This window comes from Streptomyces sp. NPDC100445 (assembly GCF_044759735.1).
Classification (GTDB): Bacteria; Actinomycetota; Actinomycetes; order Streptomycetales; family Streptomycetaceae; genus Streptomyces.
In genome coordinates this window covers 138,992-154,129 of the sequence record NZ_JBIVZV010000006.1, presented here as the reverse complement: position 1 = coordinate 154,129, position 15,138 = coordinate 138,992, and the positions used below count along the sequence as shown (strand labels likewise).

Sequence of the window (15,138 nt, the reverse complement as noted above, 5' to 3'; positions counted from 1 at the left end):
GATGTCCCTGATGTGTGCCCCGGGCATGGCACCGCGGGGTCGCGGCGGTGCAGGATGGAGGGGACGAACCAGCCCTGCCAGGAGGACCGGATGATTGCCGAGACCGTCTGCTCCGCCGCGTCCGCGGCGGGCCTGGGCATCGCGGTGGTCACGGCCTACCGCAAGCGCTATCTCGCCGCGGCCCGCCTCGCGGCCTACTCCCTCGTGCCGGTCGGCCTCGTGCTGACCGGGGTCGTCGGCTGGCTCGCCGGCACCGCGCTGAGCCCCACCGCGTGGGCGGGCTTCGGCCTGCTGGGCGCGGCCTGGCTGCTGTTCGCCGCCACCCGTGCCGTGGAGCGCCGGCGTGCGGGCGCCGGTGCCGGGCGCGGAGCGGCGCGGCAGGCCGGAGCGGACGCGGTGGCCCCGGAGGCCTCGGCGCCCTCCCTCGCCCGGGGCCGGGCCGACCGCCCCGAGTCCCGGCCGGCCGCGGCACCGCGGAAGACCGGTCAGGGGGACGACTTCAGCGACATCGAGGCCATCCTCAAGAAGCACGGCATATGACAGTCACATGACTCGCTGAAACGACACAGTGGGTCCGGGGGCGTCCGGAAACGATCACGAGCCGAACGAGACCTCGCGGCATTCGGTGAACTCCCGCAAGATCCCTGGCCGGTGATCGCCTACCGGGTCCCGCGTGCGCCATGATCTGCCGCGAGATGCTGGACACACCCCCACAGAGCGAGGCCGCGCCGCCGAAGGACGAGCCGCGCGGATGCCTCTTCGCCCTTTCCCAGCCACCGCTGATGATCTTCCTTGCGGTGATCGGGTGTCTGCTCCTCATGGCTGCGCTGCACGACCTGCTGTTGCTGTGAGCCGTACACGTCCGTCCCGGCGCCACCCGCCGGGACCGACGTCGCACCGGTCGCCGTCCGTCCCCTCCGGTCAGCCGGTCGCCTCCTTGCGCCTGGCCCGGTAGGCGGCGACATGCAGCCGGTTCCCGCAGGTCCGGCTGTCGCAGTAGCGGCGCGAGCGGTTGCGGGAGAGGTCGACGAAGGCCCGCCGGCAGTCCGGTGCCTCACAGCGCCGCAGGCGTTCCTGCTCACCGGCGACCACGAAGAAGGCGAGCGCCATCCCGCAGTCGGCGGCGAGATGGTCGGCGACCGAGGCGCCCGGCGCGAAGTAGTGCACGTGCCAGTCGTAGCCGTCGTGGTCCGTCAGGCGGGGGGTGGTGCCCGCCGCGGCGACCAGTTCGTTGATCAGCGTGGCCGCGGAGCGGGCATCGGGGGCCGCGAAGACCGACGCGAACCGCCCCCGGATCCGGCGCACCGCGGAGAGGTCGAACTCCGACAGCACGCCGACATCGCTGATCTGGTGGTTCCGTACGAACTCCTCGAGAGCCCGCAGGTCGGGCAGCCCGTCCGCCGCGTCCTCCTCCGGCGCGGAGTTCACCAGATCCACCACGGTGTCGAGCGCGCACCGGGTGTCGTGGGTGATCAGCACGTTTCGCTCCCTGGCCTGGGGGTCGGGCGGAGACGCCCGCCGATGCTGGCCGATGGTAGCGACAACCGCGCCCGGCGCACCCCCGGCCGCTCCTGTCGGCCGCGGAAGGCCGGGCTCCGCGCCCTCCGAGGTGCCGGGCCGCCCGTGGCGGGGACGACCGGCGGGCACAGGCCGGCGCCGTCCCCGCGATCGCTCGCGGTGACGGCGCCGGCCTGTGCCGTATGCGGTTGTCTTGGCCCGAGCCGTCTCCCCGAGTGGACGGCACCGGGCTGCTTCGAGGGGCCGCGACCTAGGACCTAGCTCTCCGCCAGGATGTGCGACAGCTCCTGGTCAAGATCGAAGTGCCGGTGCTCCGTGCCGGGCGGCACGGCGGCGTCGGTTCGCTTCAGGAAGGACTCGAGGGCCCGCGCCGGGGCCTCGAGCAGGGCCTCCCCCTCGGGGGAGCTGAGGGCGATGCACACGACGCCCTGACCATGACTGCGCGATGGCCAGACGCGGACGTCTCCGGTGCCGGTGGGCCGGTGCAGCCCCTCGGCGAGGAGGTCGCGGGCGAACACCCACTCGACGGTCTCCTCGGCTCCGGTGTGGAAGGTGGCGTGCACGGCGTAGGGGTCGGCCGTGTCGTACCGCAGGCCTGCGGGGACAGGCAGGGAGGACTCGCTCGACACAACGAGGCGCAGGTGCAGCTCGCAGCTGACCGTGGTGTTCATAAGCGCCAGGGCCTTTCGCTCAGTGTGCGCTCGGGGATTCGCACGTCGGCGAAATCGACATGCCACCTACGGTGCCGTTGTAAACCCCTCTGAGGGTTTTGCATGGGTTTACGTAACTCGTCCGGCGGAGAACTCGTACCGGATGCGGACCATTCCGGTGATCGATTCCCTACGGTAGGGTTTGTCTGTATGAATACGGGGAGTGACGACCTGGGCGAGGTCGCGGTGGTGGACGAGGCGAAGGCGGACGGGCACGTGGGCGAGGAAGGGGCCGACCGGGGGCTCGGCTCCCGGGCGCCCGAATACGTCCGGGAGCGCCGGCTCCTGCACCTGAGCTGGCAGGTCGGCGTCTTCGTGATCGGGCTGGCGGTCGTCGCCGCCGGCATCGTCATGCTGCCCCTGCCGGGTCCCGGCTGGGTGGTGATCTTCGGCGGCATGGCGATCTGGGCGACCGAGTTCGTCTGGGCCCAGCTCGTGCTCCGCTGGACCAAGCGCAAGGTCACCGAGGCCGCCCAGCGGGCCCTGGACCCGAAGGTCCGGCGCCGCAACATCGCCCTCACGGTCGTCGGCCTGGTGATCATCGGAGTGCTCGCCGGGTTCTACCTGTGGAAGTTCGGCGCCGTCATGCCGTGGAAGATCAAGGACCAGTGACGCGGTGGCGGGGCCGACCGCCCCGCCGCCCCGTGCCGAGGTCGGAAGCACCCCCTGACTTGGGGTAATGTTCTTCCTGCGCCCGGGCGATTAGCTCAGTGGGAGAGCGCTTCGTTCACACCGAAGAGGTCACTGGTTCGAACCCAGTATCGCCCACCCGGACCGACGGCCCATCTGCGACGAGCAGGTGGGCCGTCGACGTGTACCCCCTCGCGGCGGCCCGCCGGTCACGGTGACGCCGGACGGCCCACCCTTCCGGACGGAAACAGGACGGTCACCATCCGTTACTCCTCTTGGCCGTCGAGGGGTGGATCGGAAGATCGTCCGGGACTCCGCCCCGCTCGGGAAGGGCGCCCCGGAGGCCGGGGTCAAGACCGTTTTTCGGACGTACGAGTCCATTGGGTCGGCCCCGGGACGCGGGCCGTCGACGGGATTACCACGCCTATTCTCTAAAAGCCCGTCACTTTCTCTCGCAAGTACGACAAACGCGGAATTCCCCTCGATAGGCGATCGCGGCGAACAAAACCGGTGATCTGACTTTCTGTCAGTCCGCCGCGCCGACAGGGGAAGTGTGCGGCCCCCGGTGCGCGCAGCCGCCGCGGGCACACTCACCGCATGGACTGGAACCACTACCGCTTCCGCAGCCTGTGGCCCCTGCCCGCCCCGCCGGCCGCGGTGTACGCGGCGCTGGAGCGCCCCGAGGACTACCCCCGCTGGTGGCCGCAGGTGCGGGCCGTGACCCGGCGGGACGGCCGCACCGGCGAGATCACCGTCCGGTCCGTGCTGCCGTACGGCATCACCCTCACCGTCCGGGAGACCCGCCGTGACCCCTCGGCCGGCGTCCTGGAGGTCGCCCTCTCCGGCGACATGGACGGCTGGGCGCGCTGGACGGTCACCGCCCATGGCTCCGGCACGCTCGCCCGCTACGACCAGGAGGTCGACGTCCGCAAACCCCTGCTCAGGCTGCTCGCCGTGCCCGGGCGGCCCGTCTTCCGCGCCAACCACCGGCTGATGTTGCGCGCCGGACGCCGGGGACTGCGGCGGTACCTGGGGGCGGTTTGAACGAAGGGCGCCCGGGCCTGTATTGTTCAGTGCGTTCCCGGGCGATTAGCTCAGTGGGAGAGCGCTTCGTTCACACCGAAGAGGTCACTGGTTCGAACCCAGTATCGCCCACCGGGAGAGAGCCGGTCCGCAGCAGCGGACCGGCTCTTCGCGTACCCCGGCCCCTCCCGCCGCACCCCGTGACTACGCCGCCGCGGGCAGTTCCGGCCGCAGCGGCCAGTCCGTGCAGACCGTCTCCTCGGAGCCGCTGCGCGCGAACCACGCCTGCAACCCCCGAGCCTGGGCCGCGTGCCAGTTGGTCTGGAGCGCGTGCAGCTCGGTCGGGGACAGCCGGTCCAGCCGGGCCGCGAAACGCCGGCCCACCGCCCGGACCACGTCCAGCGCGGCCAGGGCGTCGGCCGCCGCGTCGTGCGCGTCCTGGAGCGGCACGTCGTAGTGCGCGCACAGGTCGGTCAGCGTCCGGCGGCCCTTGCGGTACCGGTCCAGGTGCTTGTCCAGCACCCGCGGGTCCAGCACCCGCAGCGGCACCGACTCGAACCAGCGGTCCAGCGACGACGCCCGGTGCCGGCGCAGCTCCCGGTCCAGCAGCGTCAGGTCGAACGGCGCGTTCATCACCACCAGCGGCCGGCCCAGCGCCGCGTGCTCGGCCAGCTGCTCGGCTATCTCGTACATCACCGGCGCCGGCCACCGCCCGTTGCGGTGCAGGTGGTCCTCCGTCAGGCCGTGCACCGCCGTCGCCGCCTCCGGCACCGGCACCCCCGGGTTCACCAGCCAACGGGACACCCGGGGCCGGGTCCCCGGCGCGTCCTGGACGACGACGGCGGCCGACACGATCCGGTCGGTCTCGACGTCCACGCCCGTCGTCTCCGTGTCGAAGGCGGCCAGCGCCCCCTCGTACCAGGTCGTCATACCCACCCAACTCCTCGTTCTCCCGCGACAGATGACGCACCGTCCCCTGTCCGGTTCGGTGATACCCGGGCTGTTTGCGCCGTACGCCGGAAGGAGACAACAGGAGTACGGGTCTTTGCAGTTCAGCGGCCCGCCGCAGGAGAACACCGGGCTGGGAGGGCTGTTGGTCATGGCCGTAGCACAGCCCGAGCGGGGCGGGTTGCTGCCCGACCGCCCGGGCACCCTCCGCGGCACGCTCGCCACCACCGCCTGCATGGAGACGTTGCAGGTCGGCTATCTGCACGCGGTCGCCGCCGCGGCCGGTTGCTCGCTGTCCCAGCCCTTCCCCGACAACGGCATCGACTGGCACGTCAGCCACAGCGCGCCGGGCCACACGGTCGACGACGAGGTCACCGTCAAGGTGCAGCTGAAAGCCACCTACCAGGTCGCACCCGACCCCCCGGGCCCGTCCTTCTCCTTCACCCTCGACAACGCCCACCTGCGCAAACTGGCCCGCACACCCGTGACGGTCCACAAGATCCTGGTCGTCATGCTCGTCCCGCGCTCCCCGGACGACTGGCTGCGCGCCGGCCACGAACGGCTCGAACTACGGCACTGCTGCTACTGGGTCAACCTCGCCGGCCACCCCGTCACCGGCCGGCACCGGACCACCGTGCGGATACCGACCTCGCGCATCTTCGACGACCGGGCGCTCTGCGCGATCATGGCGCGGATCGGGACGGGAGGCAGACCATGAGGAACCGTCCCCCCGAGGAGCCGGTACGGCGGATCCGGCCGGAATTCCGGGAGGTCCCGGGGCCGCCCGCGCCGCCGCCCGCCGACGTCGACCCCGCCGTGCTCGGCGCCCTGCTGCACCGGCACGGCTGGACGCGGCGCGGGGGAGCGGTCGGACGCTACGGCCGCTGGACCCCGCCCGGGCCGGGCGCCGCCGCGACCAGCCTGCTCGTGCCGGAGAGCCGCGCCTTCCCCGACAGCGACGACCTGCTCGGCGAGGCCCTCGAAGCCCTCGCCCGCAGCGGCACCCCCTCCGCCCGCGAGGTGCTGCTCTGCCTCGCCGTGCCCAGCGACGAGGTCCGCTGGTGGCGCGACACCCCGGCCGGACCCGCCGGGGCCGCGCCCTGGACCGCCGACGCGCATCTGCGCGGCGCCGCCCGCCGGATGCTGCTCGCCGCGGCGCTCGCCACCCGCGCGCCCGCCGGCTACCACGGCGCCCGCCACCGCGGGTCCGCCGCCGCCCTCGTGCGCCCCGTGCTCGTCGGCGACGTCACCGAGGGCCGCGCCCTCACCGCCTTCGTGCCCGTCCCCGCCGGACGCGCCCTGTCAGTCCGCCTCCACCAGGCCCTGCACGCCGCCCGCGAGGCCATCGACTACCAGCGGGCCACCGGCGGCACGGACGCCTTCGACGGCGCCGTCGCGGCCGGCGTCAGCCACGAGCTGGCCGAGGCGCTGTCCACCTTCGTGACCGGCACCGAGGGCGCCCGCGTCGCCGTCGCCTGGGCACCCGGCGCCGGCGTCCCGGACGGCTGCGCCGCCTCCGGCGAACCCGTGGAGTTCTCGCCCGGTGACCTGCCCGTGCTGCGCGAGGCCGCCGCCCGCTACCTCCGCGCGGAACCGTCCGTCCCGGTCAGCGTCACCGGCGCCGTCGTCCGCATGGGCCGCTCCGGGCCCGGCGGCCGGGGCACCGTGCGGCTGCGCGTCCTCGCCGGCGCGGAGGTCCCGCACCTGCGCGTCGCCCTGGAGGAGGAGGACTACCGCGTCGCCGGCCACGCCCACCTCGCCGGGCTCCCCGTGCGCGTGCACGGCCGGCTGGAGCGGCGCGGCGGCTTCCGCCGGCTCACCGGCGCCCGCGGGGTCGTCCCGGTGCAGGTCGACGACGCCGAACGCGACCGGCTGCTGAAGTCCCTCCACGAGAACCTCGGCTGCTTCGACGGGACGTGCGACGAGCCGGACGAGGAGGCGTACGGGGCACAGGGGTGACGGTAACCGTTTCGCGACCGGTGGCCTCGGGTCGGTACGATTCGCTGAGCGCGCGCTCCTCGTACGGCGCCGCATCACCCTTCAGTCAGGAGAGACCGGTGTCAGACGTCCGTGTGATCATCCAACGCGATTCCGAGCGGGAAGAACGCGTGGTGACGACGGGCACTACGGCCGCCGACCTCTTCGCGGGCGAGCGCTCCGTGATCGCCGCGCGCGTCGGCGGCGAGCTGCGGGACCTCGCGTGGGAGCTGTCCGACGGCGACGAGGTCGAAGGCGTCGAGATCTCCTCCGAGGACGGCCTGAACATCCTGCGCCACTCCACCGCGCACGTCATGGCGCAGGCGGTGCAGGAACTGTTCCCCGAGGCCAAGCTGGGCATCGGCCCGCCCGTGAAGGACGGCTTCTACTACGACTTCGACGTCGAGAAGCCGTTCACGCCCGAGGACCTCAAGGCCGTCGAGAAGAAGATGCAGGAGATCCAGAAGCGCGGGCAGAAGTTCGCCCGCCGTGTCGTCACCGACGAGGCGGCCCGCGCGGAGCTGGCCTCCGAGCCGTACAAGCTGGAGCTGATCGGCCTCAAGGGCTCGGCGTCGCACGACGACGGCGCGGACGTCGAGGTCGGCGCCGGCGAGCTGACGATCTACGACAACCTGGACCCCAAGACCGGCGAGCTGTGCTGGAAGGACCTCTGCCGCGGCCCGCACCTGCCCTCGACCCGGCTGATCCCGGCGTTCAAGCTGATGCGCAACGCCGCCGCCTACTGGCGCGGCAGCGAGAAGAACCCGATGCTCCAGCGCATCTACGGCACCGCCTGGCCGTCCAAGGACGAGCTGAAGGCGCACCTGGAGTTCCTCGCCGAGGCCGAGAAGCGCGACCACCGCAAGCTCGGCAGCGAGCTGGACCTCTTCTCCATCCCCGAGCAGATCGGCTCCGGCCTCGCCGTCTTCCACCCCCGGGGCGGCATCATCCGCCGGGTCATGGAGGACTACTCGCGGCGCCGCCACGAGGAGGAGGGCTACGAGTTCGTCTACACCCCGCACGCGACGAAGGGGAAGCTCTTCGAGACCTCGGGCCACCTGGACTGGTACGCCGACGGCATGTACCCGCCCATGCAGCTCGACGAGGGCGTGGACTACTACCTCAAGCCCATGAACTGCCCGATGCACAACCTGATCTTCGACGCGCGCGGCCGTTCGTACCGTGAACTGCCCCTGCGTCTCTTCGAGTTCGGGACCGTGTACCGGTACGAGAAGTCCGGTGTCGTGCACGGCCTCACCCGGGCCCGCGGCTTCACCCAGGACGACGCGCACATCTACTGCACCCGTGAGCAGATGTCCGACGAGCTGGACAGCACGCTCACCTTCGTGCTGAACCTGCTGCGCGACTACGGCCTGACCGACTTCTACCTGGAGCTGTCCACCAAGGACCCGGAGAAGTTCGTCGGCTCCGACGAGGCCTGGGCGGAGGCGACCGAGACCCTGCGCCAGGTCGCCGAGAAGCAGGGCCTGCCCCTGGTACCCGACCCGGGCGGCGCCGCCTTCTACGGCCCGAAGATCTCCGTCCAGGCCAAGGACGCGATCGGCCGCACCTGGCAGATGTCGACCATCCAGCTCGACTTCAACCTGCCCGAGCGCTTCAACCTGGAGTACACCGGCCCGGACGGCTCCAAGCAGCGTCCGGTGATGATCCACCGGGCCCTGTTCGGCAGCATCGAGCGGTTCTTCGCGGTGCTCCTCGAGCACTACGCGGGCGCCTTCCCGGCCTGGCTGGCCCCCGTCCAGGCGATCGGCATCCCGGTCGGCGACGCGCACGTCGGGTACCTGGCCGACTTCGCCGCCGCGGCCAGGAAGAAGGGGCTGCGCGTCGAGGTGGACTCCTCCTCGGACCGCATGCAGAAGAAGATCAGGACGGCCCAGAAGCAGAAGGTCCCGTTCATGGTCATCGTCGGTGACGAGGACATGAACGCCGGGACCGTCTCCTTCCGCTACCGGGACGGATCGCAGGAGAACGGCATCCCGTTCGACGAGGCCATCGCCAAGATCGTGAAGGTCGTGGAGGAGCGGACCCAGGTCTGATCCCCCCCCGGGGCCCGGGAGATCCCGGGAGCGAGCGTGACGCCGGCCGTCACGACCCGTCGTGGGTCGTGGCGGCCGGCGCCGTGTCCGGGTTGCGCTTGGCGCGCGCTCCGGTGTCGCCGCAGGCCGGCGGCCTCCCGGCCGACGGACCGCCGGCGTTGCCGTGACGCACGGAGCGGCGCTAGGGTCGCTCGGGTGACTGCCGGGTCGGCCATGGGCCATGCACGAGTGGGGCACCCGGCCTCGGCGTGAGCACGAGGCGGGCGAGAGCTCCGCCGTTCCTCCGCGTCCTCCCTTCCCAGCGCCGTACGCGGCGCGCCACAGCGGATACGAGACCCGGAGCCATCCCGTATGACACCTGAGCAGCCGAGCCGTCCCCACGCCGGATCACCGGCCACCGTCCAGCTGAACCACACCGCCGTCTACGCCACGGACCGACAACTGTCGGCCGGTTTCCTCGCGGCGGTCCTGGGGCTGGAGGTGGGCGCGCCCTTCGGGCCGTTCCTGCCCGTCGACCTGGGCAACGGCGTGACACTCGACTACTACGAGAAGCGCGACGAACCGATCCAGCCGCAGCACTACGCGTTCCTCGTGCCCGACGACCGGTTCGACACCATGATCGCCCGCCTGGAGACGGTGGGGGTCACCTACTACGCCGACCCCCACCACACCGAACCCGGCCGGATCAACCGGCTGTTCGGCGGACGTGGCGCCTACTTCGACGACCCGGACGGCCACAACATGGAGATCATGACCCGCCCCTACATACGGCCGTAGGAACCGGCCCGGCCCCCGGGGAGATCACCTCCCCGGGGGCCGGTCGTCGCCCTCCCGGGTGAAGGTCTGCATCAGCCAGGACGAGAACGAACCCGTCACCGCGCCGAGCAGCCCCAGCCCGCAGGCCATCATCCCGGTCGCGATCACCCGGCCGAGCGGGGTCACCGGTGTGATGTCGCCGTAGCCGACCGTGCTGAGGGTCGAGGCGGCCCACCACACGGCGTCCCCGAAGGTGCGCATGGTGCTGCCGGGCGCACCGCGTTCCTGCTGATAGACCGCGAGGGCGCCGGCGAGACCGAGCAGCAGCGTGGACAGGCTGGCGTACGCGATGACACGCGCGTACAGGGACAGCCGGGGCTCCCCCTGCCGGCGCTGGATGACGTCGTACAGCGGGACGATCCGCAGCGGGCGCAGCAACGGCAGCACCACCACCGCCGTGTGCAGGACGTGCGTGCTGGCGAAGCGCAGGAAGCGCTGCCCGCCGAGCCGCCAGCGCACCGCGTAGTCGACGGCGAACAGCACCCAGAGCACGAGCATCGCGACCCCGCACAGGTTCCGCCACCCCCACGGCAGGCTCACGGCCAGGACCCGGGTGGCATAGGCGGCCATGAAGACCAGCGACGCCACGAACAAGGGGATCTCGGAGCGCTGCTCCCAGCGGGCCAGGGGGGTGTCGTCGTCCACCGGGCAAGCTTGGCCGGAGACGGCGGCCGGGGTCCCCCGGCGACACGCCGGTATCGGGCGAAGCCATATGCTGCCTAGCATGACGAGTGAGCCGGAGCAGCAGATCGGAGTGGGGACGCAGGACGCGTTCCAGCGCCTGTGGACGCCCCACCGGATGGCCTACATCCAGGGCGAGAACAAGCCGAGCGGTCCAGGGGCCGACGACGGCTGTCCCTTCTGCTCGATCCCGGCGAAGTCGGACGAGGACGGGCTCGTCGTCCGGCGCGGAGAGCACGTGTACGCCGTCCTCAACCTGTACCCGTACACCGGCGGTCACCTCATGACCGTGCCGTACCGGCACGTCGCCGACTACACCGACCTGACCCCGGCGGAGACCGTCGAGCTGGCGGAGCTGACCAAGCAGGCGATGACGGCTCTGCGCACGGCGTCCGGCGCGCACGGGTTCAACATCGGCATGAACCAGGGCGCGGTGGCGGGCGCCGGCATCGCCGCCCACCTGCACCAGCACATCGTGCCGCGCTGGGGCGGCGACACCAACTTCATGCCGGTCGTGGGCCACACGAGGGTGCTGCCGCAGCTGCTCGCCGACACCCGCGGGATGCTGGCGGAGGCCTGGCCGGCCGGCTGACCCGCCGGCCCCGGCCGGGTCGCCGCCCGGCTACGCGTCGTACAGGTCGGCCTTGCGGGGCGCCGGGTCCTGGACGTTGCCGCTGAGGAACGCCGAACGGGCACCGAACTTCTCGGTGTCCACGCCGTTCTCCCGCAGCACCCTGAGCGCGGCCGAGTGCACGACCCGCAGCACCGGGGTCGCCGCGCGCAGGGCGTCGTCGGCCATGAAGCGGTGCCGCCAGGGCTGGTCGGCCCAGGCGTGCCGCAGGCCGAACGGCTCGGGCAGGCCGAGGGAACCGCCGAGCCACTTCAGCAGCGGCGGATACCACGTCAGGGGCGCGCGCACGGCGAGCCGCACGACCTCGTCGGTGCCGACCAGGGGCAGCTTGACCGTGCGGGTCTCCCAGGGCTTGAAGGACTTCGTGACCTCCTTGGCCGGCGCCTCCGGCTTGGCCGTGAACAGGGAGTTCACCGGACCCAGCGCATGCCCCGTCACCTCGATGCGCAGGGTCTCGTGCAGCACCGTGACGGTGATCAGCATCGTGATGACGAGCTGCCCGTCCCACAGCGTCCACTGCACGCCCAGATAGTGCCGGTCACCGCTGCCGAACTGCTGCTTGTTGCAGATGTCCTGTATGGCGTGCGGTTTGATCTGGAAGGCCTCGACGTCGGTGCCCTCGGGGCGGGAGACGGCCGTGGCCTTCTCGCCGATCGGCGTGACGATCCAGTGCCGTACCGACGGCTTCGGGAAGCCGCCGGTGTTCAGCGGGCCGCGCTCCAGCATGGCCAGCTGGTCGTGGATCGCGCGTATCACGTCCCAGCTGCGGAAGGGGTGGATCTCCCGGGTGGGGTCGGCGGGCACCAGTTCCTCGGCGAGCTGCCAGGCGCCCCACCGGGTGCCCATGCCGAGTATGCCCTTGGGGCCGGCGTAGAAGACGGAGTTGGACCGCTGCTCCGCCCGGAGCCTGGCCAGGGACTGCCGCAGGTCCTCGGCGGCGGTCTGGCCGGGGGCGCGGGGCACGGCCTCGGGGACCTTGGCGCCGACACTGCTGCCGGACAGCAGCCCCGCCCAGCGGCCCCGCAGGTCCTGGGCGGTCTGCTCGCAGATCCGCTTGGCCCAGAACCAGCCGAGGACGGGGGCGACGACGGACGCGCGGGCGTACCACGCCCAGAAGCCGGAGAACGGCATCTTGACCAGGAACAGCGCGGCGAGTATGCCGACGCCCAGCAGCAGCACGGTGGCCAGCGTCCCGGCCCGCCGGTCGTCCCGCCGGACGACGAGCCCGCGCAGCTGGAAGACGAGCAGCCAGCAGAGCATCCCGGGCAGGAAGAGCAGGCCGCTCACGACGGTGACGACCGTGAGGCGGTTGTCGCGCTCCCGGCGGATGTTGTTGGCCGCCAGCGCGTGCTCCACGACGAACTGGGGCTCGGAGCCGAAGGACTGGATGAGCGGCGCGCGGCCGGGGGCGAGCATCCGGTCCACCAGGGCCCGGGAGAAGGCCTCACCGAGATTCGGCCGGAACATCCTCATCCTGCCGGCCTTCACGGTCGACTGGTGCCACTCGTTGTCAGCCTTCTTGATCTCCTCGACCGGACTGTCCCGGTACACCGCGGACGCCAGCGCGGAGGTCGCCGCCTGCCCCTCGTCGCCCGAGACGGGCACCTGGGGCCCGTCCCACTCCGTTCCAAACGACATTCCCGCCCCCATCGCCGCCGGTGTCGCTCCTGCGGCCTTCCCGACTTCCCTGCCCCGCACACCTGTTGGACCGATCGTCGTGCCGCCGCCCGGCGATTGCCGGACGGCCGCGGCCCGAAGCGCTCCGGTGATCAGCGTATCCGCCGCCACCGACAGCCCGCGGGCGGACGGCCGAAGCCGCCCGCCCGCGCCACCGGGGTCCGACTACCCGTCGTCCCCGGCCTGTTCGCGGATGCGCTCGGCGATCTGCGGCGGCATCGGCTCGTGCCGGGCGTAGCTCCGGTCGAAGCGGGCCGTGCCGTGGGAGAGGGACCGCAGGTCGACCGCGTACCGGCCGATCTCGAACTCCGGTACCTCGGCGCGGATCAACGTCCGTCCCGAACCGACCTGTTCGGTGCCCAGCAGCCGCCCCCGCCGGCCGGACAGGTCGCTCATCACCGCGCCCACGTAGTCGTCGCCGACCAGCACGGTGACCTCGGCGACCGGTTCCAGCAGGTGGATCCGCGCCTCGGCCGCGGCCGCCCGCAGCGCGAGCGCGCCCGCCGTCTGGAAGGCGGCGTCGGAGGAGTCCACCGAGTGGGCCTTGCCGTCCACCAGCGTGATCCGCACGTCGACCAGCGGGTACCCGGCCGCGACGCCCTTGGCGGCCTGCGCCCGCACCCCCTTCTCGACGGACGGGACGAACTGCCGGGGCACCGCGCCGCCGACGACCTTGTCCACGAACTCGATGCCCGAGCCGCCCGGCAGCGGCTCCACCTCGATCTCGCAGATCGCGTACTGCCCGTGTCCGCCGGACTGCTTGACGTGCCGGCCGCGCGCGCCGGCCCGGTCCGCGAAGGTCTCGCGCAGCGACACCCGGTGCGGTACGACATCGACCTGGACGCCGTAGCGGCTGCGTAGCCGCTCCAGGGCGACGTCGGCGTGGGCCTCGCCCAGGCACCACAGGACGACCTGGTGGGTGTCCTGGTTGTGCTCCAGGCGCATGGTCGGGTCCTCGGCGACCAGTCGGGCCAGCCCCTGCGACAGCTTGTCCTCGTCGGCCTTGCTGTGCGCCCGGATGGCCAGCGGCAGCAGCGGGTCCGGCATCCGCCAGGGCTCCACCAGCAGCGGGTCGTCCTTGCCGGAGAGCGTGTCGCCGGTCTCGGCGCGGCCGAGCCTGGCCACGCACACCAGGTCGCCGGCGACGGCGTGGGTCACCGGGCGCTGCTGGCGGCCGAAGGGCATGGACAGGGCGCCGGCCTTCTCCTCGACGTCGTGGTCCTCGTGGCCGCGGTCGGCGAGTCCGTGCCCGGAGACGTGCACGGGCTGGTCGGGACGCAGGGTGCCGGAGAAGACGCGGACCAGTGAGACACGGCCCACGTAGGGGTCGGAGGAGGTCTTGACGACCTCGGCGACCAGCGGGCCGTCCGTGTCGCAGGGCTTCAGCTCGCGCGGCCGGCCGTCGACGGTGGTCACGACGGGCAGCGGGTGTTCGAACGGGGTGGGGAAGCCGCCGGTGACCAGTTGGAGCAGCTCCACCGTGCCGAGCCCCTGGCGGGCGCCCTCGGCGGCGGGGGCGGCGGCCAGGACCGGAAAGAAGCTGCCGCGGGCGACGGCCCGCTCCAGGTCCTCGATCAGTGTCTTGGTGTCGACCCGCTCGCCGGCCAGATAGCGGTCCATGAGGGTCTCGTCCTCGCTCTCCGAGATGATCCCCTCGATGAGCCGGTTGCGGGCCTCCTCGATGTCCGGCAGCTGGTCCGCGCCGGGCTCGGACTCCTTGCGTTCCCCGGACGCGTAGTCGAAGAGCTTCCGGGACAGCAGCCCGACCAGCCCGGTCACGGACGCGTGCCCCTCTGGGCTCTCCGGGCCGCGCAGCGGCAGGTACAGGGGCAGGACGGCGTCGGGGTCGTCGCCGCCGAAGGCCTCCGCGCAGATCCGGGTCATCTCCTCGAAGTCCGCGCGCGCGGCCTCCAGGTGCGTGACGACGATCGCCCGGGGCATGCCGACGGCCGCGCACTCCTCCCACACCACGCGGGTCGTGCCGTCCACGCCGTCGGAGGCGGAGACGACGAAGAGGGCCGCGTCCGCGGCGCGCAGGCCGGCCCGCAGCTCACCGACGAAGTCGGCGTACCCGGGGGTGTCCAGGAGGTTGATCTTGATGCCGTCCCAGGCGACCGGCACCAGGGAGAGCTGGACCGAGCGCTGCCGGCGGTGCTCGATGTCGTCGTAGTCGGAGACGGTGCCGCCGTCCTCCACGCGGCCCGCCCGGTTCACCGCCCCCGCGGTCAGCGCGAGGGCCTCCACCAGGGTGGTCTTGCCGGAGCCCGAGGGGCCGACCAGCACCACGTTGCGTATCGACGCGGGCCGGTCGGCCGCAAGAGCCCTGCCGGCGGCCCCGGGGTGGTGTGTCTGTGCCTTGTCGCCCATGATCCTGCCTCCCGTGCACGGTGAGGTCCTGTGGGCGCGGACGTGCCGCTTCCGCGTGCCGTGGCGGTTCCGGCGGCGCCCGCGGTCTTTCGAGCTTTCCACT

General features: G+C 72.2%; 15 protein-coding genes and 2 tRNA genes. 11 read left to right on the top strand and 6 right to left on the bottom strand.

All coding sequences use genetic code 11. The features are described from left to right. Positions 1 to 90 precede the first annotated feature (90 nt). Complete coding sequence (locus tag ACIQVT_RS16965; RefSeq protein WP_403753379.1) at positions 91 to 540, top strand: hypothetical protein; 450 nt, start codon at positions 91 to 93, stop codon at positions 538 to 540. A gap of 155 nt (positions 541 to 695) precedes the next feature. Then, complete coding sequence (locus tag ACIQVT_RS16960; RefSeq protein WP_392200450.1) at positions 696 to 851, top strand: hypothetical protein; 156 nt, start codon at positions 696 to 698, stop codon at positions 849 to 851. Between the two features lie 70 nt (positions 852 to 921). Here ACIQVT_RS16960 and ACIQVT_RS16955 read toward each other — a convergent pair whose 3' ends face one another. Together ACIQVT_RS16955 and ACIQVT_RS16950 are read right to left on the bottom strand one after the other, a co-directional pair. Beyond that, the gene (locus ACIQVT_RS16955) at positions 922 to 1,479 is read right to left on the bottom strand and encodes a CGNR zinc finger domain-containing protein (RefSeq protein ID WP_403753376.1); all 558 of its coding nucleotides are present in this window, start codon (positions 1,477 to 1,479) and stop codon (positions 922 to 924) included. A 296-nt stretch (positions 1,480 to 1,775) separates the two neighbouring features. After that, on the bottom strand, positions 1,776 to 2,189 hold the full coding sequence (locus ACIQVT_RS16950; protein ID WP_004002642.1) for an SsgA family sporulation/cell division regulator: 414 nt from the start codon (positions 2,187 to 2,189) through the stop codon (positions 1,776 to 1,778). Positions 2,190 to 2,378: 189 nt separating this feature from the next. On the opposite strand from ACIQVT_RS16950, the gene ACIQVT_RS16945 reads away from it, so the two are divergent. The 4 genes from ACIQVT_RS16945 to ACIQVT_RS16930 all read left to right on the top strand — a co-directional run bounded on the left by ACIQVT_RS16945 (position 2,379) and on the right by ACIQVT_RS16930 (position 4,013). Further along, the gene (locus tag ACIQVT_RS16945; RefSeq protein WP_403753373.1) at positions 2,379 to 2,840 is read left to right on the top strand and encodes a TIGR02611 family protein; all 462 of its coding nucleotides are present in this window, start codon (positions 2,379 to 2,381) and stop codon (positions 2,838 to 2,840) included. Between the two features lie 84 nt (positions 2,841 to 2,924). Further along, positions 2,925 to 2,996: transfer RNA gene (locus ACIQVT_RS16940), tRNA-Val, on the top strand. 459 nt (positions 2,997 to 3,455) lie between these two features. Beyond that, positions 3,456 to 3,902 carry an SRPBCC family protein gene (locus ACIQVT_RS16935; RefSeq protein ID WP_403753370.1) on the top strand — a complete coding sequence of 149 codons (447 nt, stop codon included), beginning with the start codon at positions 3,456 to 3,458 and terminating at the stop codon, positions 3,900 to 3,902. 39 nt (positions 3,903 to 3,941) lie between these two features. Beyond that, positions 3,942 to 4,013 (top strand) — tRNA-Val (locus ACIQVT_RS16930). Positions 4,014 to 4,085: 72 nt separating this feature from the next. Here ACIQVT_RS16930 and ACIQVT_RS16925 read toward each other — a convergent pair. Continuing rightward, positions 4,086 to 4,811: a 3'-5' exonuclease gene (locus ACIQVT_RS16925; protein WP_403753367.1), complete on the bottom strand. Its 726-nt coding sequence runs from the start codon at positions 4,809 to 4,811 to the stop codon at positions 4,086 to 4,088. Positions 4,812 to 4,980: 169 nt separating this feature from the next. Between ACIQVT_RS16925 and ACIQVT_RS16920 the strand changes: the two genes are divergently transcribed. The 4 genes from ACIQVT_RS16920 to ACIQVT_RS16905 all read left to right on the top strand — a co-directional run bounded on the left by ACIQVT_RS16920 (position 4,981) and on the right by ACIQVT_RS16905 (position 9,640). Continuing rightward, positions 4,981 to 5,547 (top strand): DUF4365 domain-containing protein, encoded by a 567-nt coding sequence (locus ACIQVT_RS16920; RefSeq protein WP_403753365.1) that lies wholly within the window; start codon positions 4,981 to 4,983, stop codon positions 5,545 to 5,547. After that, the gene (locus tag ACIQVT_RS16915; RefSeq protein WP_403753362.1) at positions 5,544 to 6,788 is read left to right on the top strand and encodes a hypothetical protein; all 1,245 of its coding nucleotides are present in this window, start codon (positions 5,544 to 5,546) and stop codon (positions 6,786 to 6,788) included. The genes ACIQVT_RS16920 and ACIQVT_RS16915 overlap by 4 nt, the downstream gene beginning before the upstream one ends. Positions 6,789 to 6,886: 98 nt before the next feature. Then, positions 6,887 to 8,863, top strand: a complete 1,977-nt coding sequence (gene thrS, locus ACIQVT_RS16910) for a threonine--tRNA ligase (protein WP_403753359.1) — start codon at positions 6,887 to 6,889, stop codon at positions 8,861 to 8,863. A gap of 351 nt (positions 8,864 to 9,214) precedes the next feature. After that, positions 9,215 to 9,640, top strand: a complete 426-nt coding sequence (locus tag ACIQVT_RS16905; RefSeq protein ID WP_403753356.1) for a VOC family protein — start codon at positions 9,215 to 9,217, stop codon at positions 9,638 to 9,640. A 24-nt stretch (positions 9,641 to 9,664) separates the two neighbouring features. Here the strand turns inward: ACIQVT_RS16905 and ACIQVT_RS16900 are convergent, their stop codons facing one another. Beyond that, positions 9,665 to 10,324 carry a potassium channel family protein gene (locus ACIQVT_RS16900; RefSeq protein WP_403753353.1) on the bottom strand — a complete coding sequence of 220 codons (660 nt, stop codon included), beginning with the start codon at positions 10,322 to 10,324 and terminating at the stop codon, positions 9,665 to 9,667. A gap of 67 nt (positions 10,325 to 10,391) precedes the next feature. Here ACIQVT_RS16900 and ACIQVT_RS16895 point away from each other — a divergent pair, with 67 nt between their 5' ends. After that, positions 10,392 to 10,952 (top strand): HIT family protein, encoded by a 561-nt coding sequence (locus ACIQVT_RS16895; protein WP_392200440.1) that lies wholly within the window; start codon positions 10,392 to 10,394, stop codon positions 10,950 to 10,952. Between the two features lie 30 nt (positions 10,953 to 10,982). Here the strand turns inward: ACIQVT_RS16895 and ACIQVT_RS16890 are convergent, their stop codons facing one another. Together ACIQVT_RS16890 and ACIQVT_RS16885 are read right to left on the bottom strand one after the other, a co-directional pair. Next, a complete protein-coding gene (locus ACIQVT_RS16890; protein WP_403753349.1) occupies positions 10,983 to 12,629 on the bottom strand; it encodes a hypothetical protein in 1,647 nt (548 codons plus the stop codon). Positions 12,630 to 12,833: 204 nt separating this feature from the next. Continuing rightward, positions 12,834 to 15,035, bottom strand: a complete 2,202-nt coding sequence (locus ACIQVT_RS16885; RefSeq protein ID WP_403753346.1) for an elongation factor G-like protein EF-G2 — start codon at positions 15,033 to 15,035, stop codon at positions 12,834 to 12,836. Between the last annotated feature and the right edge of the window lie 103 nt (positions 15,036 to 15,138).

What these genes read in the sequence shown, in the direction of transcription:
- ACIQVT_RS16965 (WP_403753379.1), top strand. Translation starts at nt 91, where the DNA reads ATGATTGCCGAGACCGTCTGCTCCGCCGCGTCCGCGGCGGGCCTGGGC.
- ACIQVT_RS16960 (WP_392200450.1), top strand. Translation starts at nt 696, where the DNA reads ATGCTGGACACACCCCCACAGAGCGAGGCCGCGCCGCCGAAGGACGAG.
- ACIQVT_RS16950 (WP_004002642.1), bottom strand. Translation starts at nt 2,189, where the DNA reads ATGAACACCACGGTCAGCTGCGAGCTGCACCTGCGCCTCGTTGTGTCG.
- ACIQVT_RS16945 (WP_403753373.1), top strand. Translation starts at nt 2,379, where the DNA reads ATGAATACGGGGAGTGACGACCTGGGCGAGGTCGCGGTGGTGGACGAG.
- ACIQVT_RS16935 (WP_403753370.1), top strand. Translation starts at nt 3,456, where the DNA reads ATGGACTGGAACCACTACCGCTTCCGCAGCCTGTGGCCCCTGCCCGCC.
- ACIQVT_RS16925 (WP_403753367.1), bottom strand. Translation starts at nt 4,811, where the DNA reads ATGACGACCTGGTACGAGGGGGCGCTGGCCGCCTTCGACACGGAGACG.
- ACIQVT_RS16920 (WP_403753365.1), top strand. Translation starts at nt 4,981, where the DNA reads ATGGCCGTAGCACAGCCCGAGCGGGGCGGGTTGCTGCCCGACCGCCCG.
- ACIQVT_RS16915 (WP_403753362.1), top strand. Translation starts at nt 5,544, where the DNA reads ATGAGGAACCGTCCCCCCGAGGAGCCGGTACGGCGGATCCGGCCGGAA.
- ACIQVT_RS16905 (WP_403753356.1), top strand. Translation starts at nt 9,215, where the DNA reads ATGACACCTGAGCAGCCGAGCCGTCCCCACGCCGGATCACCGGCCACC.
- ACIQVT_RS16895 (WP_392200440.1), top strand. Translation starts at nt 10,392, where the DNA reads ATGCTGCCTAGCATGACGAGTGAGCCGGAGCAGCAGATCGGAGTGGGG.
- ACIQVT_RS16890 (WP_403753349.1), bottom strand. Translation starts at nt 12,629, where the DNA reads ATGTCGTTTGGAACGGAGTGGGACGGGCCCCAGGTGCCCGTCTCGGGC.
- ACIQVT_RS16885 (WP_403753346.1), bottom strand. Translation starts at nt 15,035, where the DNA reads ATGGGCGACAAGGCACAGACACACCACCCCGGGGCCGCCGGCAGGGCT.